The 21,764-nt window shown below is 56.5% G+C and carries 18 protein-coding genes; 11 read left to right on the forward strand and 7 right to left on the reverse strand.

Annotated elements, in window-relative coordinates:
* Positions 1 to 431 precede the first annotated feature (431 nt).
* Positions 432 to 1,835 carry a multidrug transporter subunit MdtD gene (mdtD, locus tag D8B20_RS17235; protein WP_145890243.1) on the forward strand — a complete coding sequence of 468 codons (1,404 nt, stop codon included), beginning with the start codon at positions 432 to 434 and terminating at the stop codon, positions 1,833 to 1,835.
* Here the strand turns inward: mdtD and rbsR are convergent.
* The 7 genes from rbsR to kup all read right to left on the reverse strand — a co-directional run bounded on the left by rbsR (position 1,832) and on the right by kup (position 9,824).
* Positions 1,832 to 2,824, reverse strand: a complete 993-nt coding sequence (rbsR, locus tag D8B20_RS17240; protein ID WP_186454388.1) for a ribose operon transcriptional repressor RbsR — start codon at positions 2,822 to 2,824, stop codon at positions 1,832 to 1,834. The two genes, mdtD and rbsR, sit on opposite strands and share 4 nt — an antisense overlap.
* 4 nt (positions 2,825 to 2,828) lie before the next feature.
* Complete coding sequence (gene rbsK / locus D8B20_RS17245) at positions 2,829 to 3,758, reverse strand: ribokinase (protein ID WP_145890244.1); 930 nt, start codon at positions 3,756 to 3,758, stop codon at positions 2,829 to 2,831.
* Between the two features lie 63 nt (positions 3,759 to 3,821).
* Entirely contained in the window at positions 3,822 to 4,697 is an 876-nt protein-coding gene (rbsB, locus tag D8B20_RS17250; RefSeq protein WP_145890246.1) for a ribose ABC transporter substrate-binding protein RbsB, read from the reverse strand.
* A gap of 27 nt (positions 4,698 to 4,724) precedes the next feature.
* On the reverse strand, positions 4,725 to 5,696 hold the full coding sequence (rbsC, locus tag D8B20_RS17255) for a ribose ABC transporter permease (protein WP_145890248.1): 972 nt from the start codon (positions 5,694 to 5,696) through the stop codon (positions 4,725 to 4,727).
* On the reverse strand, positions 5,693 to 7,201 hold the full coding sequence (gene rbsA, locus D8B20_RS17260) for a ribose ABC transporter ATP-binding protein RbsA (protein ID WP_145890250.1): 1,509 nt from the start codon (positions 7,199 to 7,201) through the stop codon (positions 5,693 to 5,695). Before rbsA ends, rbsC begins: the two co-directional genes overlap by 4 nt.
* Positions 7,202 to 7,208: 7 nt before the next feature.
* Complete coding sequence (gene rbsD / locus D8B20_RS17265) at positions 7,209 to 7,628, reverse strand: D-ribose pyranase (protein WP_145890252.1); 420 nt, start codon at positions 7,626 to 7,628, stop codon at positions 7,209 to 7,211.
* Positions 7,629 to 7,955: 327 nt separating this feature from the next.
* Positions 7,956 to 9,824, reverse strand: coding sequence for a low affinity potassium transporter Kup (gene kup / locus D8B20_RS17270; RefSeq protein WP_145890254.1), 1,869 nt, complete (start codon positions 9,822 to 9,824; stop codon positions 7,956 to 7,958).
* Positions 9,825 to 10,123: 299 nt separating this feature from the next.
* Here kup and ravA point away from each other — a divergent pair, with 299 nt between their 5' ends.
* The 10 genes from ravA to atpE all read left to right on the forward strand — a co-directional run bounded on the left by ravA (position 10,124) and on the right by atpE (position 21,658).
* On the forward strand, positions 10,124 to 11,620 hold the full coding sequence (gene ravA, locus D8B20_RS17275; RefSeq protein ID WP_145890257.1) for an ATPase RavA: 1,497 nt from the start codon (positions 10,124 to 10,126) through the stop codon (positions 11,618 to 11,620).
* Positions 11,617 to 13,077, forward strand: a complete 1,461-nt coding sequence (viaA, locus tag D8B20_RS17280; protein WP_145890258.1) for an ATPase RavA stimulator ViaA — start codon at positions 11,617 to 11,619, stop codon at positions 13,075 to 13,077. The genes ravA and viaA overlap by 4 nt, the downstream gene beginning before the upstream one ends.
* A gap of 14 nt (positions 13,078 to 13,091) precedes the next feature.
* On the forward strand, positions 13,092 to 15,287 hold the full coding sequence (gene ovoA, locus D8B20_RS17285) for a 5-histidylcysteine sulfoxide synthase (RefSeq protein ID WP_186454389.1): 2,196 nt from the start codon (positions 13,092 to 13,094) through the stop codon (positions 15,285 to 15,287).
* Positions 15,288 to 15,393: 106 nt separating this feature from the next.
* Complete coding sequence (gene asnC / locus D8B20_RS17290) at positions 15,394 to 15,855, forward strand: transcriptional regulator AsnC (RefSeq protein WP_039381403.1); 462 nt, start codon at positions 15,394 to 15,396, stop codon at positions 15,853 to 15,855.
* 154 nt (positions 15,856 to 16,009) lie between these two features.
* Entirely contained in the window at positions 16,010 to 16,450 is a 441-nt protein-coding gene (gene mioC / locus D8B20_RS17295; RefSeq protein ID WP_145890262.1) for an FMN-binding protein MioC, read from the forward strand.
* A 442-nt stretch (positions 16,451 to 16,892) separates the two neighbouring features.
* Positions 16,893 to 18,782, forward strand: coding sequence for a tRNA uridine-5-carboxymethylaminomethyl(34) synthesis enzyme MnmG (mnmG, locus tag D8B20_RS17300; protein ID WP_145890264.1), 1,890 nt, complete (start codon positions 16,893 to 16,895; stop codon positions 18,780 to 18,782).
* Between the two features lie 47 nt (positions 18,783 to 18,829).
* The gene (rsmG, locus tag D8B20_RS17305) at positions 18,830 to 19,447 is read left to right on the forward strand and encodes a 16S rRNA (guanine(527)-N(7))-methyltransferase RsmG (RefSeq protein ID WP_145890266.1); all 618 of its coding nucleotides are present in this window, start codon (positions 18,830 to 18,832) and stop codon (positions 19,445 to 19,447) included.
* Positions 19,448 to 20,160: 713 nt separating this feature from the next.
* Complete coding sequence (gene atpI, locus D8B20_RS17310) at positions 20,161 to 20,541, forward strand: F0F1 ATP synthase subunit I (protein WP_145890268.1); 381 nt, start codon at positions 20,161 to 20,163, stop codon at positions 20,539 to 20,541.
* Between the two features lie 8 nt (positions 20,542 to 20,549).
* A complete protein-coding gene (gene atpB, locus D8B20_RS17315) occupies positions 20,550 to 21,368 on the forward strand; it encodes a F0F1 ATP synthase subunit A (protein WP_145890270.1) in 819 nt (272 codons plus the stop codon).
* Between the two features lie 50 nt (positions 21,369 to 21,418).
* The gene (atpE, locus tag D8B20_RS17320) at positions 21,419 to 21,658 is read left to right on the forward strand and encodes a F0F1 ATP synthase subunit C (RefSeq protein WP_003849523.1); all 240 of its coding nucleotides are present in this window, start codon (positions 21,419 to 21,421) and stop codon (positions 21,656 to 21,658) included.
* Positions 21,659 to 21,764 lie beyond the last annotated feature (106 nt).

Below are 21,764 nucleotides of genomic sequence, written 5' to 3' on the forward strand. Positions count from 1 at the left end.
GATATCAATCCCGTGAGTGCCCACACAGATTGTCTGATAAATTGTTAAAGAGCGGTGCGACGCGGCGTACAGCCTGCTGTCGCGAGGTGGCGTATATTACGCTTTCCTCCTTCAGAGTCAACCTCTTTTTCAGAAGTTTTTCTCCGGCGGGGTGAATCGCTTCACGCCCTGCTGAGCCGCCTGCGTTGCCGCTTTGCCGTCTCAGTGGTGGCGCATTATAGGGACTTCATTTCTGCTGACAAGCGTTTATTGCAAAAAAATGGCTGACAGCTCTTTTTTTATACGAAAGCGTTAAAAAGCGACGTTTTGCGGCGAATAATCAGGCAAAAACGGCAGGCGCGGGGCACAAATCAGCGCCATCTGCCTGATGAGCGATGCTATTCTGTTAATCACGTTCTTAGCTGACAGTCATTTTTTAAGAAGGATTTTCAATGATTCGATCCGCGCGCAGCATGGCCGGCCTGCCCTGGATCGCCGCCATGGCGTTTTTTATGCAGGCGCTCGACGCCACCATCCTCAATACTGCGCTCCCCGCCATTGCCACCAGCCTTGAACGTTCTCCCCTTGCGATGCAATCCGCCGTCATCAGCTATACCCTGACGGTTGCCATGCTGATACCGGTGAGCGGCTGGCTGGCCGATCGCTTTGGTACCCGTAAAATTTTCATTCTCGCCGTTTCGCTCTTTACGCTGGGTTCACTGGCCTGTGCCCTCTCCGGCTCGCTGAGTGTGCTGGTGACTTCACGGGTAATTCAGGGTATCGGCGGAGCGATGATGATGCCGGTTGCGCGACTGGCGTTGCTGCGTGCCTATCCGCGCAGTGAACTGTTACCGGTGCTCAACTTTGTCACGATGCCCGGCCTCGTCGGCCCGATCCTTGGCCCGATGCTGGGCGGTCTGCTGGTGACCTATGCCAGCTGGCACTGGATATTCCTCATTAATATTCCGATTGGCGTCGCCGGTATCTTCTATGCGCGCAAATATATGCCCGACTTCACCACGCCCAAGCGCCGCTTCGATTTTTCCGGTTTTCTCCTGTTTGGCCTCGGGCTGGTGCTGATCTCGATTGGTATTGAACTGTTTGGTGAGCGCATTGTGTCACCCTGGCAGGCGATACTGGTGCTGCTGACCGGTATTGTGCTGCTGCTTCTCTATATTGTGCATGCACGTCGTCATCCGGCCCCGCTGATCAGCCTGCCGATGTTTAAAACCCGCACCTTCTCCGTTGGCATCATCGGCAATATCGCGGCCCGGCTCGGTACCGGCTGTATTCCGTTTCTGATGCCGCTGATGTTGCAGGTGGGGTTCGGCTATCCGGCTATTATCGCAGGCTGCATGATGGGTCCTACCGCCGTCGGCTCGCTGCTGGCGAAATCTACCGTGACGCAGGTGCTGCGCCGCTTTGGCTATCGCCGGACGCTGGTCGGCATCACGGTTATTATCGGGCTTCTGGTGGCCAGCTTCGCACTCCAGTCGCCAGGCGAAAGCGTGATCATGCTGCTGATTGCGCTGTTTGTACTGGGTATGGCGATGTCAACGCAGTTCACGGCCATGAATACCATCACGCTGGCCGATCTGAATGATGAGAACGCCAGCGGTGGCAACAGCGTTCTGGCGGTCACACAGCAGGTATCCATCAGCTTTGGTGTCGCGGTCAGCGCTGCCGTGCTGCGATTCTGGCAGGATTTTGAAAGCACCACGGTGCAGCAGTTCCACGCCACCTTCCTGACAATGGGCGTGATTACCGTTTTCTCCGCGCTGGCGTTTCTGCTGTTGCGGCCGGGTGACGGCCGTAATCTGATCGCGAATCGTGAGAAAAAGAAGAAAACCGCTTAAACCGAACCGCGCTCTACCAGCTCCGGCGTCAGCACCAGCGTTTGCTGGCTGGCGTCGGGGTCCTGCATGCGGTGAATCAGCGTATCAATCGCCAGCTCACCCAGTTCGTCTTTGGGTTGATGAATGGTGCTGAGCGGCGGTGTCAGATAACGCGCCAGCTCAATATTGTCATAGCCCATCACCGCGATATCCTGCGGCACGCGTAACCCGGCCTGAAACAGCGCATGGTAAACCCCAACCGCCATCGCGTCGTTGCTGGTAAACACCGCTTCCGGCCGCGGATCCTGTGCCAGCAGCTGATTCATGGCATTAAACCCGCCCTGAAATTCGAAGTCGCCATCCACCACATAACCGGCAGGCACAGCCAGACCGTGCTCCGCCATCGCTTTATAAAAGCCCTCCAGGCGCAGCCGCGCCGGGGTTTTATCCTGAGGCCCGGCAATACAGGCAATGCGCGTGTAGCCGCGATCGATCAGGTGGCGCGTCGCCAGTTCGCCCCCCAGCAGCGCGTTATCCTGAATAATGTCGCCACGGCCTTCAAACGGCGCCCAGTCCATCATGACCATGGGCACCGAAGGATAGCGGTTGAGGATCGCTGCTGACGGCAGATGCGTTTCCGTGCACATCATCAGTAAACCATCTACGCGCTTCTGCATCAGCGTTTCGAGGCTGCGATTCATTCGCTCCTCGTCGCCTTCGGTATTGCACAGGATCAGGCTGTAGCCGCGTTCGTAACAGCTGTTCTCCACGCCGCGCACCACTTCCGAATAGAACGGGTTGCTGCTGGCGGTCAGCAGCATGCCGATGGTGCGGGTCTGTTTGATTTTCAGGCTGCGCGCCAGCGCTGAGGGCGCATAATTCAGCTCGCCTATGGCCTGCTCGACTTTTTCCCGCACCTGTTCGCTGACAAAGCGATTATTGTTGATGACGTGCGAGACCGTGGAGGTGGAGACGCCCGCCAGACGGGCGACATCTTTCATGGTAGCCAAGCGCTTAACCCTGTTGCTGCAGGAAAGCATCAATCTCGGTACGCCACGGCACCGAGGGTTGTGCGCCCGGACGCGTTACGGCAATCGCCGCCGCCGCGTGCGCAAAACGCACCGCATCCGGCATCGGCTTCTCTTCCAGTCGCGCGGTAATGAAAGCACCGTTGAAGGTGTCACCGGCGGCGATGGTGTCAACGGCTTCGACCGGGAAGCCCGGAATGCGTTCACCTCGCCCCTGCTCGCTCAGCCACACGCCGCGCCGCCCCAGCGTAATCAGAACCGTTGGAATACCTTTATCGTGCAGTACCTGCGCAGCCCGTGCCGCATCGTCATCGCTGTTTACCGCAATGCCGGTGAGAATTTCGACCTCGGTTTCGTTGGGCGTAATAATATCAACCAGCGCCAGCAGCTCATCGGCGAGCTGCGTAGCCGGCGCCGGATTCAGGATCACCTGGGTCTGATGCGCGCGGGCTATTCTGGCGGCAGCCAGCACGCTTTCCAGCGGGGATTCCAGCTGCATCAGCAGCGCATCGGCTTCACCGATAACCTGCTGATGACGCGCTACGCAGGCGGGTGTCAGCGCCGCGTTAGCACCGGAATAGATGCCAATACTGTTTTCGCCTTCGCCGTTGACGAAGATCATCGCTACCCCGGTGGCTTCACCCGCCACGGTCTCCACCGGCGTGATGTCTATCCGGTCCTGCTGCAGCTGCTGACGAATGCGTTCGCCGATGTCATCCGCTCCGACGCAGGCAATAAACGCAATCCCGGCACCGGCGCGTCCGGCCGCCACCGCCTGGTTGGCACCTTTGCCACCAAAGGCAATCTGATACTGTTTCCCGATCACCGTTTCGCCCGGACGGGGAAAATGTGCGAGATTAAGAATGTGATCGGCGTTGATACTGCCGAGGACCGCCAGTTTTGCGCGTGTGCTCATAGGGAGTAATCCAGGAAAGTGCGCCACCCGAAGGTGGCGCGTTGCCATGCTTTTCTTTGGTTTTTATTTGGTGACAAGCTTCAGGTCAACCGGGTTGATGGCCTGCACTTTTTCACCCTTCAGAACTTTGTCTGCGGTATCCACGCCAATCATACCAATCTTGTCCGGCATCTGTGCAACCGTTGCGGTCAGTTTGCCGGACTCCACCGCTTTGATGCCGTCTGCGGTGCCATCAAAGCCCACCACCAGCACATCGCTTTTGCCCGCCGTCTGCAGCGCACGCAGGGCACCCAGCGCCATTTCGTCGTTCTGAGCAAACACCGCCTGCACATCCGGATGCGCCTGCAGCAGGTTCTGCATGACGTTCAGACCTTTGGTACGGTCAAAATCCGCCGGCTGGCTGGCCAGTATCTGGAATTTGTGCGCATCGGCAGCCTGTTTGAAACCTTCACCGCGCTCGCGCGCGGCGGACGTCCCGGCAATGCCCTGCAGCTCAATGATTTTCGCGCCATCACCCAGTTTTTTCGCGATGAAGTCACCGGCCATCTTGCCGCCGAAGCGGTTATCAGACGCCACGTGACTCACCACGGTGCCCTGCGCAGCCATGCGGTCCAGCGTGATCACCGGGATTTTCGCCTGGTTCGCCATCTTCACGGCGTTACCCACGGCATCGGAATCCGTCGGGTTGATCAGCAGCAGTTTGGTGCCGCGCACTGTCAGATCCTGCACGTTTGCCAGCTCTTTGGCCGGGTTATTCTGCGAATCCAGCACCACCAGGTTGTAACCCAGCTTATCCGCTTCTTTCTGTGCGCCATCTTTCAGAGAGACAAAGAACGGGTTATTCAGGGTTGAAACCACCAGTGCGATAGTGTCCTTTGCCATCGCGCCGGCACTCAGGGTGGCGCCAAGGATGACGGCCAATGCGGTTAACTTTTTCATTTATATAATCCTGTGTGAAGGTCAGAGTTATTTACTGCTTTTGTTATCCACCAGCACCGCCAGCAGAATGACGACAGCTTTTACAATCATCTGGTAGTAAGACGAGACGCCCATCAGGTTCAGGCCGTTGTTCAGGAAGCCGAGGATCAGCGCACCAATCAGCGTGCCCATGATGCGTCCTTTGCCGCCAGCCAGACTGGTGCCGCCCAGCACTACCGCGGCGATGGCATCCAGTTCATAACCGGTCCCAGCCGTCGGCTGCGCCGAAGAGAGACGCGCCACTTCGATGGTGCCCGCCAGTGAAGCCAGCAGGCCGCACAGTGAATAGACAATGATTTTGACGCGATTGACGTTAATGCCGGAGAGGCGCGTCGCCGCTTCGTTGCCGCCCAGCGCGTAGATATAACGCCCCAGACGCGTGTGGTGCAGCATGTACCACGCCAGCGCGAATACGCCAGCCATCAGCCATACCGGCGTAGGAATGCCCAGCGGACGGCCGATACCAAACCAGCCGAACAGATCGGCATTGTCACTGAAGCCGGTGTTGATCGGGCTGCCGTTGGTATACACCATAGTGACGCCACGCAGCAGCAGCATCATCACCAGCGTCGCGATAAAGGCCTGCACCTTGCCGCGCGCGACGATCACGCCCGTTACCGCACCAATGGCCGCCCCCAGCGCCAGCGAGGCAGCCACCGCCACCAGCGCGTTGACTTCCAGCCCGACAATTGACGCCGCCACCGCACCGGTTAATGCCAGCAGCGATCCCACGGATAAATCAATACCTGAGGTCAGGATCACCAGCGTCATCCCTACCGCCATTATGGCGTTGACGGAAGTCTGCTGCAGAATGTTGAACATATTGGCCAGCGTAAAGAAATTCGGGCTCTGGCTGGCCACCACCGCAATCAGCACAATCAGCGCAATCAGCGATTTCTGCTCCAGCAGCCAGGCTTTACTGAACCAGCGACGGCTGGCGGGTAAGGTTTGGGTACTCATACGACTAAATCCTCACTGTGTTGCTTACCGACTGCCGCCGCCATCAGGGATTCCTGGGTAGCCTGCTCGCGGGAAAATTCGCCACTCAGGTGGCCTTCATGCATCACCAGGATGCGGTCACTCATGCCCAGCACTTCCGGCATTTCTGACGACACCAGAATGATGCTCAGCCCTTCGGCTTTAAACTGGTTAATCAGCTGATAAATTTCTTTTTTTGCTCCAACGTCCACGCCGCGCGTTGGCTCATCAAGGATCAGCACATCCGGCCGCGTCATCAGACCGCGCGCAATGGCCACTTTCTGCTGGTTTCCGCCGGAAAGCAGGCCAATCGGCTGCATCATAGACGGGGTTTTGACGTTAAACAGGCGGATAAAATCGCCCACTGCCAGCTGCTCTTCGGCATGTTTCAGGCGGCCATCGCCGCGGCTGAAGTAGCGCAGCGCAGTAAGCGACATGTTCTCTTTGACCGACATGCCAAGCACCAGACCATCACGCTTGCGGTCTTCGGAGATGTAGACGATGCCGCAGGCCAGGCCATCCTGCGGTGAACGCGTGATAATATCGCGACCGTTGAGCGTCACTTTGCCGTGTGTACGCGGCAGCGCGCCGTACAGCACTTTCATCAGCTCGGTGCGTCCGGCGCCCATCAGGCCGGAAATCCCCAGAATTTCACCTTTACGCAGGGTAAAACTGACATTGTCCACGCCGGGGCCGCTCAGGTTTTCCACCTTCAGACGGATATCGCCCGGGGCTTGATCGATATGCGGATACTGATCCTCCAGCTTGCGGCCAACCATCATCTCGATCAGGCTCTCTTCGCTCAGATCGCTTACCGCGCGCTCGGCAATAAACTGGCCATCGCGAAAGACGGTCACGTCATCACAAATCTCGAAAATCTCTTTCATGCGATGCGAGATATACACGATGCCGCAGCCCTGCGCTTTCAACTCGTTAATCACCCGAAACAGTGACAGCGTTTCGGTATCGGTCAGGGCATCGGTCGGTTCATCCATGATGATGACCTGCGATTTAAAGCTGAGCACTTTGGCGATTTCCACCATCTGCTGGTCGCCAATCGACAGATCACCCACCAGCTTATGGCTGCTGAAACGCAGATTCAGACGCTTCAGCAATGCCTCTGCTTCGGCATGCATCTTTTTCCAGTCGATACGGCCAAAGCGGTTAACCCATTCACGGCCGAGAAAAATGTTCTCTGCCACGCTGAGTTGCGGGATCAGGTTCAGCTCCTGATGGATAATGCCGATACCCGCTTCCTGAGACGCTTTCGGCCCGGAGAAGGTGACTTCGTTACCCAGCCAGCGCAGCGAACCGGCGTCCCGGCTGTAGATGCCGGTCAGCACTTTCATCATGGTGGATTTGCCGGCGCCATTTTCGCCTACCAGCGCCATCACCCGGCCGGGATAAACCGCCAGCGAAGCCCCATTCAGCGCTTTCACGCCAGGAAACGCTTTTTCAATCCCCGAGAGTTGCAATAACGGTTGCATAGCGGCCTCAGAATGTGACGCCCGCGCTCAGGATGACATTCGCATACGGAGAGCACTCTCCGCTGCGAATGACCGCCTGACTGCGCTGAGTATGTTGTTTGAACTGTTCATGGCTGGTGTAACTGATGGTGATGCGATTTCCCTGGTGCTGTTGCAAGGCTTCGAGCACGGCGAGCAGCTGGTTGTGGAGCGCCGGATTATGCTGCTGAATCTCTTCGGCAATCAGTGCGCTTTCTACCTGCATCTCCTGCGTGATGACGTTCACCACCTGGATGAAATCGGGCGTTCCCGGCGTCAGCGCCAGATCGATGCGCTGGGGCCCTGCCGGAATCGGCAAACCGGCATCGGCAATTGTCAGCGTATCGGTATGCCCGAGACGGGCAATCACATGCGAGACTTCAGCGTTCAGTAAGCGACCTTTTTTCATTTCTTCCACTCCACAGCGAAACGTTTCGCTGTCCGGGAGTGTATAAAATGCGTGCGGCAACTCAATCGCGGTATCACGGAAATGTGATCGCTATCGAAACGTTTCGCTTACCGTGGCAGAAATTTGCGTTTGGTACGCTGATGCAGCGCTGAAGCGACAGCCACCGGGCGTGAGGGAACCGATTGGACAAAGGCGTATAGCGACTGCCGGACCAGAGGCAAACCGGCAGCGCAACAGGTTTGCCGCGGGTGAAGAACGTGGCGCGGCATGCGCCTGACGTTCAGCTGCAGAGGGCGCGCGTCACCCTGAAAGCGTGACACGCGGACATCAGATTTCGACCTGGGTGCCCAGCTCGATAACGCGGTTTGGCGGGATCTCAAACTGATCGGGCGCGCGCAGGGCATTGCGCTGCAGAGCAAGGAACAGTTTGCCGCGCAGACGCAGATACCACGGCCGTTTGCCGATGATCAGCGATTCATGCGACATAAAGAATGACGTTTCCATCATGCGGCAGTTCAGACCTTCCAGGCCGCAGCGGTGGAAAATCTCTTCTACATTTGGCGTCTCACGCCAGCCATAACTTGCCACCACGCGCCAGAAGGTCGGCGACAGCTGCTCAATGGTTACGCGACGTACGTTGTGCACGTAAGGTGCATCTTCGGTACGAAGCGTCAGCAGCACCACGCGCTCATGCAGCACTTTGTTGTGCTTGAGGTTATGCAGCATGGCAAAAGGAATGACATTCAGCGCCCGCGACATATACACCGCCGTTCCCGGCACGCGTACCGGCGGCGATTTTTCCAGTGAGGCAATCATCGCCTCCAGAGAGTTGCCGTGCTCGTGCATGCGACGCAGCAGGCGGAAGCGCTCGCTTTTCCAGGTCGTCATGATGATGAACATCATCAGCGCCAGCGTCAGCGGCAGCCAGCCACCGGAGAACACTTTGATCAGGTTTGCTGAGAACAGAGAAACGTCAATGCACAGCATCCCCAGCAGGATCAGCAGCACCAGATAGCGGTTCCAGTGCCAGTTCTGAATCGCCACCGTGGCACAGAGAATGGCGGTCAGCACCATGGTGCCCGTTACCGCGATGCCGTAAGCGGCGGCAAGGTTGCTGGAGTGCTCAAAGCCGACAATCACAATGACCACGGCGAAATAGAGCAGCCAGTTAATCACCGGGATATAAATCTGTCCCGACTCCTCTTCGGAGGTGTGCACGATACGCATCGGCGGCAGATAGCCCAGACGCACCGCCTGGCGCGTCAGCGAGAACACGCCGGAGATCACCGCCTGCGAGGCAATGACCGTGGCTAACGTCGCCAGAATCAGCATCGGAATCAGCATCCAGTCCGGTGCCAGCAGAAAGAAGGGGTTTTTGATCGCTTCCGGATGCAGCAGCAGCAGCGCACCCTGACCAAAATAGTTCAGCACCAGCGACGGCAGCACCACCACGAACCACGCCAGGCGAATCGGGAATTTACCGAAGTGGCCCATATCGGCATAGAGTGCCTCCACCCCGGTAATCGCCAGTACTACCGCGCCCAGCGCAAAGAACGAAACGGTTTTGTACTGCACAAAGAAATGCAGCGCCCAGTAAGGATTCATCGCGTGCAGCACATCCGGATTACCGGCAATGCTGCGGGCGCCGAGCACGGCCAGCACGATAAACCACAGCAGCATAACCGGCGCGAACAGCTTGCCGACAATGCCGGTGCCGTGTTTCTGGATGATAAACAACAGCGTCAGAACGGCAATGGCCAGCGGCACAATATAGGTATCAAGGCTGGGCGCGGCTATCTCCAGCCCTTCAATGGCGGAGAGCACGGAAACGGCCGGGGTGATCACCACTTCGCCGTAGAAGAAGCTGCCGCCGATCAGACCCATGATCACCAGTATCGCGGTGGCACGTGCGCCGGTATTGCGGCCTGCCAGTGACATCAGGGTCAGAATGCCGCCTTCGCCGGCGTTATCTGCGCGCATCACATAGCTAATGTACTTCAGCGAGACCACCAGAATCAGCAGCCAGAAAATCAGCGAAAGAAAGCCAAAGACGGCTTCGCGTTCTACGCCAAAACCGAACTGACCAGAGAGACATTCACGCAAGGTGTAGAGCGGGCTGGTACCGATATCGCCATACACCACGCCAATCGCGGCCAGTGTGACTGCGCCAAGGGACTGTTTCTTATCCGAGCTCATAAGTTGTCTTTAGTTGGAGCCGCGCAGGCAGTTGCCCGGCGCTCAGATCATCAAAAAGCGCACAGTATGCACATATTCCCGGAAAATCCTACTTTTAGCCGGTGACGGACTGACGTCCATCCCGCCTTTTTTCGCCACCAATCGCGGCAAAAAGCCATCAGAAACCGCAATCTGACGCGCTTCAACCTTCTGAAACAAAAAAGCTGACGGCTATCAACGCATTCGCGCATGATAATCAGTAGAGTAATGCGTTCGCCAGAATATGTCGGCACCAGAATCAGAAGGACAATGATGTGATTATGGCTCAACCCCATCTTTTGGCAGAAAGAATTTCTCGCCTGAGTAATGCCCTGGAGAAAGGGCTGTACGAACGGCACCATGCCATTCGTCTCTGCCTGCTGGCTGCGCTCAGCGGCGAAAGCGTCTTTTTGCTTGGGCCGCCTGGCATTGCCAAAAGCCTGATTGCCCGCCGCCTGAAATACGCCTTCCAGCATGCCCGCGCGTTTGAATACCTGATGACCCGTTTCTCTACCCCGGAAGAAGTTTTTGGTCCGCTGTCGATCCAGGCGCTGAAAGATGAAGGCCGCTACCAGCGTCTGACCAAAGGCTATTTGCCTGATGCAGAAATCGTGTTTCTGGATGAGATCTGGAAAGCCGGGCCGGCCATCCTTAATACGCTGCTGACCGCTATCAACGAACGCCGCTTCCGCAATGGTGATTGCGAAGAGAAGATCCCTATGCGCCTGCTGGTCACGGCCTCTAATGAACTGCCGGAAGCTGACAGCGGCCTTGAAGCGCTGTATGACCGTATGCTGATCCGGCTGTGGCTCGACAATGTGCATGAGAAGCAGAACTTCCGCAGTATGCTGACCCACCAGCAGGATGAGAACGACAATCCGGTGACGGATGCGCTCTGTATCAGCGATGAAGAGTATCACCAGTGGCAAAAAGGCATCAGCCAGGTCAGCCTGCCGGATCACGTGTTTGAGCTGATCTACCAGCTGCGCCAGCAGCTGGAAAACCTGCCCGATGCGCCGTACATCTCCGACCGCCGCTGGAAAAAGGCCATCCATCTGCTGCAGGCCAGCGCGTTTTACAGCGGCCGCACCGCCATCGCGCCAATTGACCTGATCCTGCTGAAAGATTGTCTGTGGCACGATGTGGCTTCCATGCAACTGCTGGATCGCGAAATCGACGCGCTGATGACACAGCACGCCTGGCAGCAGCAATCGATGCTGCACAAACTGCAGCAGATCAAGGCGCGCCGGCTGGCGCTGCAACAGCAGCAGAGCGTGGCCCAGGCGCTGACGCTGGAGAAGCACAGCGGCATGTTCAGCCGCAAACCGCACTATGAACTGCCGGCCACCCTCACCGACGAGCAGCTGACGCTGATGCTGCAGCAGCCGCTGACGCTGCATGATATGCAGGTGACGCACGTGCTGATTGGCCGCGAAGCGCTGAATCAGTGGCTGCTAAAAGGCGGGGAGATACGCGGCAAGCTTAACGGGATTGGTTTTGCGCAAACGCTGGATCTGCTGGTGGATACGCATCACTGTCTGACGCTGCGCGACGTCAGCCTGCAGTCCACGCGCCTGACGCTGCCGGGTGCCGCCAGCACCCGCGATGTGCCGCAGGAGATTGTCGACGAATATGAAGCACTGGAGGCGCAGCTACGCGCGCAGCGGACGCTGTTCAGCCAGCATCAGCGCTGTCTGTTTATCAGTGATGACTGGCTGGCGCGGGTAGAAACCAGCCTGCAGGACGTGGCGGAACAGCTGAAACAGGCAAGAAAATGATTTCGCTGGACGCGCTGAGTACGCTGCTGTCGGTTGGCGAAAGCGAGCTGATCGAAGAGCTGATGCTGGCGCTGCTGGCGTCACCGCAGCTGGCGCTGTTTTTTGAAAAATTCCCGCGCCTGAAGCAGGCGATGCTGCGCGATCTGCCACGCTGGCGCGCGGAAATAGCCGAACAAATCAAAACCACGCCGGTGCCGGCAGCGCTGGCACAGGAGTTTCAGCTGTTTCAGCACATGCAGCTGCTCAGCAGCGCGGCGTTCAGTCAGCAGCTGCCGGTCATCATGGCGCAGCTGAAAACGCTGCCCTCTCCCTTCACCGAAGAAGCCAGCCGGTTACTGCTGCATACAGAAAGCCACCAGCTCAGCAATGCGCAGCATACGCTGTTTCTGCAGCGCTGGCGGCTGAGCCTGACTCTGCAAACGCTGACACTCAACGAAAGCGTGCTGGAAGCGCAGCGGGAACGCCTGATGGCCGAACTGCAGCAGCGCATGGCGATCAGCGGGCAACTGGCGCCGGTACTGACCGATGACGATGAATCTGCCGCCGGCCGCTTATGGGATCTGAGCAAGGCGCCGCTGCAAAAGGGCGATTATCAGCTGATTGTGCAGTACGGTGATTTTCTTGCCCGCCAGCCGGAACTGATGAAGCTGGCGCAGCAGCTGGGGCGCAGTCGCGAAGCCAAATCGGTGCCGTCACAGGATGCACCGCCGGAGGCTTTCCACCAGCTGGTGCGCGAACCGGATAACGTTCCGGAAGAGGTCAGCGGCATTCATCAGAGCAGTGACGTGCTGCGCCTGCTGCCTCCGGAACTGGCGGCGCTGAGCATCAGCGAGCTGGAACTGGAATTTTACCGCCGTCTGGTGGAGAAGCGGCTGCTGACTTACCGCCTGCAGGGCGATGCGTGGCATGAAAAAGTGTCGCTGCGCCCGGTCAGTCACCAGCAGCATGAAGAACAACCGCGCGGGCCTTTCATCGTCTGTGTCGATACCTCCGGTTCTATGGGTGGCTTCAACGAACGCTGCGCCAAGGCATTTTGTCTGGCATTGCTGAAGGTGGCGCTGGCGGATCGGCGCCGCTGCTACATCATGCTGTTTGCCCATGAGGTGATTGGCTATGAGCTGACGGCCGATAACGGAATTGAACAGGCAATTCGCTTTCTCAGCCAGCGCTTTCGCGGCGGCACCGATCTGGCAGCCTGCCTGAGCGCCGTGGTGCAGCGCATGGAAGGCAGCCAGTGGCAGGAAGCCGATGCGGTGATCGTGTCGGATTTTATCGCGCAGCGTCTGCCGGATGAGATTGTCACCCGCATCAAACAGCGTCAGCGTCAGCAGCAGCAGCGTTTTCATGCCGTTGCTATGTCTGCGCACGGCAAGCCGGGCATCCTGCGCATTTTCGATCACATCTGGCGCTTCGATACCGGCCTGAAAAGCCGCCTGCTCCGCCGCTGGCAGCGCTAATTCATCGGGCAGAAATGCTTATTTGCTATAGTGAATTACCCGCTGTGTTTATTCAGCTTACGGAGTTCACTGTGACAACCGCTCAATCCTCAATTTCGCTGCCTGCCCCGACCCGTACCCTGCGCCTTTCGGGCGGTGACAGTGAGCAGAAACGCACCGAACTGCTGAACTATTTCACGCAGACCTGGCAGCTTTATGAAAGCCTGTTTGATTGCCTTGCCGACGACCGGGCCTGGTTCAGCAAGGCGATTTCGCTGCGTCATCCGCTGATTTTTTATTTTGGCCACACCGCGACCTTTTACATTAATAAGCTGATGGCGGGCCGCTATCTGGAGTCGCGCGTTGACGATCGCATTGAAGCGATGATGGCGATTGGCGTGGATGAAATGAGCTGGGACGATCTGGACGACAGCCATTACGACTGGCCAACGGTGGAACAGGTGCGCGATTACCGCGGCAAGGTTAAAAGTATCGTCAGTGAATTTATCCGCACCATGCCTCTGACGCTGCCGATCGACTGGGACAGCCCGGCGTGGGTCATCCTGATGGGCATTGAACACGAGCGGATCCATCTGGAAACCTCCAGCGTGCTGATCCGTCAGCTGCCGCTGGCGTGGGTTCAACCGCAGCCACACTGGCCGGCCTGCCCGCAGGCGCGACACGATCGCCTGACGGTACCGGAAAATACGCTGGTAGCCATGCCGGGCGGTCCGATCCGGCAGGGCAAAACCGATGATACTTACGGCTGGGATAATGAATATGGCAGCCAGCGCAGCGAACTGAAACCGTTCAAAGCCAGCAAAATGCTGGTCAGTAACGCCGAGTTTTACCGCTTTGTTGCTGCGGGTGGTTATAACGACGCACGCTGGTGGGATGATGAAGGCCGCGGCTGGCGTAAGTTTGCCGGTGCGCAGATGCCGGTGTTCTGGTGTGGCGATCTGCAGCAGCCCGATCGGCTCCGCCTGCGTCTGATGACAGAAGAAGTGCCCATGCCGTGGGACTGGCCAGCGGAAGTGAATCAGCTGGAGGCCGCTGCTTTCTGCCGCTGGCTGGCTGATGAGACCGGTACAGCGATTCAGCTGCCGTGCGAAGCGGAATGGCTGCAGCTGCGTGAACAGGTGACCGGCGATCAGCCCGACTGGACGGAAGCGCCGGGGAATATCAATCTTGCCTGGTGGGCCTCTTCCTGTCCGGTTGACCGCTTTGCTCAGGGGGATTTTTACGACATCGTGGGCAATGTCTGGCAGTGGACCACCACGCCGATCAATGGCTTTGAAGGATTCAGGGTGCACCCGCTTTATGACGACTTCTCAACGCCGACATTTGACGGCAAGCATACGCTGATCAAAGGCGGCAGCTGGATTTCAACCGGCAATGAAGCCCTGAAATCCTCGCGCTACGCTTTCCGGCGCCATTTTTTCCAGCATGCCGGCTTCCGCTATGTGGTCTCTTCCCATGAAGAGAATATGGCGCTGAACCCGTATGAAACGGACAGCATGGTGTCACAGTACCTCGATTTTCAGTACGGTCCGGTCTATTACGGCGTGCCGAATTATGCGGCAGCGCTGGTTGAGCGCCTGCTGCCGCACTGTACGCAACGCGGTGAAGCGCTGGACATTGGCTGCGCCACCGGGCGTGCCAGCTTTGAACTTGCGCGTCACTTCCGCGCCGTCACCGGGATGGATTACTCGGCACGCTTTATTGATGTGGCGCTGCAGCTGACATCCGGTGAAGATTTCCGCTACGTCGTGCCGGAAGAGGGTGAGCTGGTGGAGTATCGTCAGGTACGGCTTAAGGCCTTTGGCTTCGATCCTGCGCTGGCGCAGCGCATTCAGTTTATGCAGGGCGATGCCTGCAACCTGAAACCGCAGCCGGATCGCTACGATCTGGTGCTGGCGTCGAACCTGATTGATCGTCTGCGCCAGCCACAGCGCTTCCTGCAGGACATCACGCCGATGATTCGCACCGGTGGCCTGCTGGCCTTGTCTTCGCCGTACACCTGGCTGGAAGAGTTTACGCCAAAAGAGAACTGGCTGGGCGGCATCCGCGAGAATGGCGAAGCGCTGACGACGTATCAGGCACTGCAGCGTTTACTGCGTGATGCGTTTGAAGAAGTGGCCGCGCCTCAGGATGTGCCGTTCGTGATCCGCGAGACTGCCCGCAAGTTCCAGCACTCGCAGGCGCAGCTGACGCTGTGGCGTAAGCGTTAAAAAAGCGTGCAGGCAGCGGCAGGTCCGCTGTCTGCGCCTTGCCTGTCCTGTCAATTTGCTGCACATTCTCCCTGTTCAGAGAAGACGACCCAAATGAGGATGGAGAATGGCGGAACACCTGCAACTGGATAACCTGGATCGCGGCATTTTGAATGCGCTGCTGGAGAATGCACGCACCGCTTATGCTGAACTGGCGAAGCAGTTCAACGTGAGTCCCGGTACCATTCATGTTCGCGTAGAGAAAATGCGCCAGGCCGGGATAATTCTCGGTACGCGCGTGGAGATCGATCCGCGTCAGCTGGGTTTCGATGTCTGCTGCTTTATTGGCATCATCCTGAAAAGCGCGCGCGACTACCCGGCCGCCCTCAGCAAGCTGGAAGCGCTGGACGAAGTTGTCGAAGCCTGGTACACCACCGGTCACTACAGCATCTTTATTAAGGTAATGTGCCGATCAATTGATGCGCTGCAACAGGTGCTGATCAACAAGATCCAGACCATTGACGAAATCCAGTCCACTGAGACCCTTATCTCGCTGCAAAACCCGATTATGCGGACCATCAAACCCTGATCCTGCTTTTCCCTGTGCACAGACTTATCCCGGGCGGATCGCAGCAGCGATGCGCCTTGTCACCTGATGCTTTCTGTTATTAACCCTGTTTTCCACAGGTGGATCACGGCTTGATCACAGCGTACAATGCACGCCTTTAGCGCGGGAGAGCAGCATGGCCGATATCACCTTAATCAGTGGCAGTACCCTTGGCAGCGCCGAATATGTCGCTGAACATCTGGAAGAAAAACTGCAGGAAGCCGGCTTCTCAACCAGCATGCTGCACGGCCCCGGGCTGGAAGAACTGCCGTTGCAGGGCGTCTGGCTGATCGTTACTTCAACGCACGGTGCCGGTGAATTGCCTGATAACCTGCTGCCGCTCTATGAAGCCCTGCAGGAAACGCAGCCGGACCTTTCCGGCGTACGCTATGGCGCGGTCGGTATCGGTAATCATGAATACGATCTGTTTTGCGGGGCCATCAAACTGCTGGATCAGCAGCTGACTCAGCTTGGCGCGCAACGCATTGGCGATCGTCTGGAGATCGACGTGCTGGAGCACGAGATTCCGGAAGATCCGGCAGAAGTGTGGGTTGCCGGCTGGCATCCGCAAATTTAAAGCGATCTTTTCACGGTGCGGGATCGGGAATTTCTGTCGATCCCCAGAGGATTACGCTGTTTTAACGCGTTTTGATTGCGATTCTCTGTGGATAAGATCGTCTGATTCATGCGTATAACCGGTAGTTATCCAAAGAACAACCGCTGCTGCTTTTTTCAGCTGTGCATAAGTCCCAAAGTTGATCTCAGCTTATTCGGATCAGGATCACCGATCATTCACAGTAAGTGATCCTTGCTAATTGTCTGTCATGGCTGCCTTTTTCCGGGTTATCAACAGGAGAGGCCGATCCTAATAAGAGATCTAACAGAGAGATCATATAAAAGAATAAAGATCCTTTCTTTTAAACCACACGATCCCGCGACTTTCGCCTGCACCATAATTTCAGTAGAATCCACCGCCCAGGGCAACGATCCCTGTCCGGACACTAACGAGGACCCACTTCATGTTTTATCCAGATCCTTTTGACGTCATCGTAATCGGTGGTGGTCATGCGGGTACAGAAGCCGCTATGGCGGCTGCCCGAATGGGTCAGCAAACCCTGTTACTCACCCATAACATTGATACGCTTGGACAAATGTCCTGTAATCCGGCAATCGGTGGCATCGGGAAAGGACACCTGGTTAAGGAAGTGGATGCCTTAGGCGGTTTGATGGCCAGCGCAATCGACCAGGCGGGCATTCAGTTTAGGATACTAAACGCCAGCAAAGGCCCGGCCGTACGGGCAACGCGTGCACAGGCTGACCGTGTGCTTTACCGGCAGGCCGTGCGCACCGCACTGGAAAACCAGCCAAACCTGATGATCTTCCAGCAGGCGGTTGACGATCTGATTGTGGAAAACGATCGCGTGACCGGTGCTGTAACCCAGATGGGCCTGAAGTTCCGCGCGAAAACCGTCGTGCTGACGGTCGGGACCTTCCTGGATGGCAAAATTCATATTGGCCTGGACAACTACAGCGGTGGCCGCGCGGGCGATCCGCCGTCTATTCCGCTGGCGAAACGCCTGCGTGCACTGCCGCTGCGTGTCAACCGTCTCAAGACCGGCACGCCGCCGCGTATCGATGCGCGTACTATCGATTTTTCCGTCCTGACGCCGCAGCATGGCGATAACCCGATGCCGGTGTTCTCGTTCATGGGCAGTGCTGCCCAGCATCCGCAGCAGGTGCCATGCTGGATCACGCATACCAACGAACAGACACACGACGTGATCCGCCGTAACCTCGATCGCAGCCCGATGTATGCCGGGATCATCGAAGGGATCGGTCCGCGCTATTGTCCGTCGATCGAAGATAAAGTCATGCGCTTTGCCGATCGTAATGCGCATCAGATCTTCCTTGAACCGGAAGGGCTGACCAGTAACGAAATTTATCCAAACGGTATCTCGACCAGCCTGCCTTTTGACGTGCAGATGCAGATTGTGCGCTCAATGAAAGGGCTGGAGAACGCGAAGATCGTCCGTCCGGGATATGCCATTGAGTATGACTTCTTCGATCCGCGCGATCTGAAACCAACGCTGGAAAGTAAGTTTATCCACGGTCTGTTCTTCGCCGGCCAGATCAACGGCACCACCGGTTATGAAGAAGCCGCTGCACAGGGGCTGCTGGCAGGCCTTAACGCCGCGCGTCAGTCGGCGGATAAAGAGGGCTGGGCACCACGCCGCGACCAGGCTTACCTTGGCGTGCTGGTGGATGACCTGTGCACGCTGGGCACCAAAGAGCCGTACCGCATGTTTACCTCGCGCGCGGAATATCGTCTGATGCTGCGTGAAGACAATGCCGACCTGCGTCTGACTGAAACCGGCCGCGAGCTGGGGCTGGTCGATGATGCACGCTGGGCCCGTTATAACCAGAAGCTGGAAGCAATCGAACAGGAGCGTCAGCGTCTGCGCGATCTGTGGGTGCATCCGAAATCAGAAAACGTGGCTGACGTTAACAGCGTGATCAGCGCGCCGCTGACGAAAGAAGCCAGCGCGGAAGATCTGCTGCGCCGTCCGGAAATGACCTACGCACTGCTGATGTCGGTGCCGGGCTACGGTCCGATGGTGGCAGATGAACAGGCTGCCGAGCAGGTTGAGATTCAGGTGAAATACGAAGGTTACATTGCACGTCAGCAGGAAGAAATTGATCGCCAGCAGCGTAATGAAAATACGCTGTTACCGGTGGATCTCGATTATCGTCAGGTCAATGGCCTGTCGAATGAGGTGATTGCGAAGCTCAACGACCACAAGCCAACCTCTATCGGCCAGGCGTCGCGTATCTCCGGTATTACGCCTGCGGCTATCTCAATTTTGCTGATTTACCTGAAAAAACAGGGTCTGCTGCGCAAAAGCGCCTGATCGACCCCGGGGCGGGGTAACTCGCCCCCGTTAATGGAATATTCGTCGTGATTAACAAACTTTCCCGGCTGCTCAGCGCGGCAAACATTTCCCTCTCCGATCAACAAAAACAGCAGCTGGTTGACTATGTGGCACTGCTGCATAAGTGGAACAAAGCCTACAACCTGACGTCAGTTCGCGATCCGCAGCAGATGCTGGTGCGTCACATTCTTGACAGTGTGGTGGTTGAGCCACATCTGCAGGGTGACCGCTTTATTGACGTGGGAACCGGCCCGGGCCTGCCAGGCATTCCGCTGGCCATTGTGCGTCCGCAGGCACACTTTACGCTGCTGGATAGCCTGGGTAAGCGCGTGCGCTTTCTGCGCCAGGTTCAGCATGAGTTAGGGCTTACTAACGTCACGCCGGTGCAGAGCCGGGTCGAAGATTTTCCGGCCGAACCACCGTTTGATGGCGTCATCAGCCGTGCGTTCGCTTCCCTTGAGGATATGCTCAACTGGTGTCATCATCTGCCGGCGACCGAAGGACGCTTCTATGCGCTGAAAGGTGTGCGTCCGGATGAAGAGATTGCTACGCTGCCGGCAGGCTTTACGCTGCAGAATATTGTGCCGTTGCAGGTGCCGGAACTGGACGGTGAGCGTCACCTTGTCGTGATTTCCCGTCAATAGGCGCAAAAAAGGTGTGGATTTATCAGGATTCACACCGGCTTTGCAGTAATTGATGTTGCGCAAAAAAAACGCAGTTGAACACCCGACAGAAAACATCTCGCGCCGGCAGGGCAGGGGAAGTGAGTTAACAACCGTTGCGGAAATTATCCGAAAAGGGCTGTTACATTTAACGATTAATTCACAAAATATTATCAGTTAGATCACTTACCTGCCTGTATTTCCTGAAGCGTATAGTCACGGCAGAAAATATAACTCAGCAATAAGTCGGCGGACGTAATATGAGTTTTACGTTTTTATTGCGACGCGTGATGTCAATAGAGTGTTTTTATGGAAAAACTGCGCGATAAGCGGCAACGTTAATTTTATGTAACTGATTTAACTGTAAATAAAGCCACATTGCTTTAGCGGGTTTTTGGGTTAAAACAAATCACATCCTTTATGTACTGCTTATAATGTGATCTGAAGCACGCTTTAAAAGCAAGTCAGCACGGCAATTTCAGACAAACGGCTGACGCTGTGCGGAAGCGAATGTTTTGAAAAATAGCCCTCCAGAAAGAAATTTAAATAATTGTTCACCTTTTCGCTACTTAGCGATTGAAATCGCAGGTGCGGCCCGTATAATTTGCACGGCTTTTGCTGCTTGACTCAAATGAGTAAAGGCAGTCTTATACGACACGCGACATACCCCGTCCGGGGCAGGAGAGTTTAGCGTCATGTCAGTGTCTCTTTACAGTGTGAAATTAGCCCGAGCCGTGCTGGTGATCCAGCTGGTGACCTTTGTCGTAATCGGTGCGCTGTTTGCTCTGAAAGATGTCACCTGGGGCGCCTCCGCCATCGCGGGTGGCGCAGCCGCCTGGCTGTCAAACGTCCTGTTTACGTTTTTAGCCTGGCGCCTGCAAGATCAAACACCGGCTAAAGGGCGTGTCGCCTGGAGCTTCGCTTTTGGTGAGGTTCTCAAGGTGTTTGCCACCGTTATTTTTCTCGTTGTGGCGTTGGGTGGATTTGGAGCGGTTTTCTGGCCACTCGCAATCACCTGGTTATCGGTGCTGGTGGTACAAATCGTCGCGCCGGCTGTAATTAACAACAAAGGGTAAGAGGCATCATGGCCGCAGGAGAAATCTCAACGCCGCAGGAATACATAGGTCATCATCTGACGCATCTTCAGATGGACCTGCGTACTTTCGAGCTGGTGAATGCACACGACGCGCCAGCAACGTTCTGGACGTTAAACCTGGACTCCATGTTTTTCTCTGTTTTACTGGGACTGGTCTTTCTGGTCCTGTTCCGCAAAGTGGCGAAAAGCGTCACCAGCGGTGTGCCAGGGAAATTGCAGGCGGCTATCGAGCTGGTTGTCGGCTTTGTTGATAGCAACGTACGCGACATGTACCACGGTAAGAGTAAAGTTATCGCCCCGCTGGCTCTGACGATTTTCGTCTGGGTCTTCCTGATGAACTTCATGGATCTGCTGCCTATCGATTTGCTGCCGTTTATCGGTGAGCACTATCTGGGCCTGCCGGCGCTGCGCGTCGTGCCGTCTGCAGACGTGAACATCACGCTGTCTATGGCGCTGGGCGTATTTATTTTGATTCTGTTCTACAGCATCAAAATGAAAGGTGTAGGTGGCTTCGCCAAAGAGCTGACGCTGCAGCCTTTTAATCACCCGATCTTCATCCCCATCAACCTGATTCTTGAAGGTGTTAGCCTGCTGTCTAAACCGGTTTCTCTCGGTCTGCGACTGTTCGGCAACATGTATGCGGGTGAGCTGATCTTTATCCTGATTGCCGGTCTGCTGCCGTGGTGGTCGCAGTGGGTGCTGAATGTGCCATGGGCCATTTTCCACATCCTGATTATTTCGCTGCAGGCTTTCATTTTCATGGTCCTCACGATTGTCTATCTGTCGATGGCATCTGAAGAACATTGATTTTTTATCTCAACAACTTAGCTTTTAACTGAAACAAACTGGAGACTGTCATGGAAAACCTGAATATGGATCTGCTGTACATGGCTGCCGCTGTGATGATGGGTCTGGCGGCAATCGGTGCTGCGATCGGTATCGGCATCCTCGGAGGTAAATTCCTGGAAGGCGCAGCGCGTCAGCCGGATCTGATTCCTCTGCTGCGTACGCAGTTCTTTGTTGTAATGGGTCTGGTGGATGCTATCCCGATGATCGCTGTTGGTCTGGGTCTCTATGTGATGTTTGCTGTCGCCTAAAGCCTGTAGCCGTGGTTCACTCATGGCACGCAGTGTGATGAGGAACGGATTCTGCCGTTTATCGCTGATAGCGGCAGAGCAAGTTAACTTAATAAGAGGCATTGTG

It is taken from the genome of Candidatus Pantoea soli (assembly GCF_007833795.1).
GTDB lineage: Bacteria > Pseudomonadota > Gammaproteobacteria > Enterobacterales > Enterobacteriaceae > Pantoea > Pantoea soli.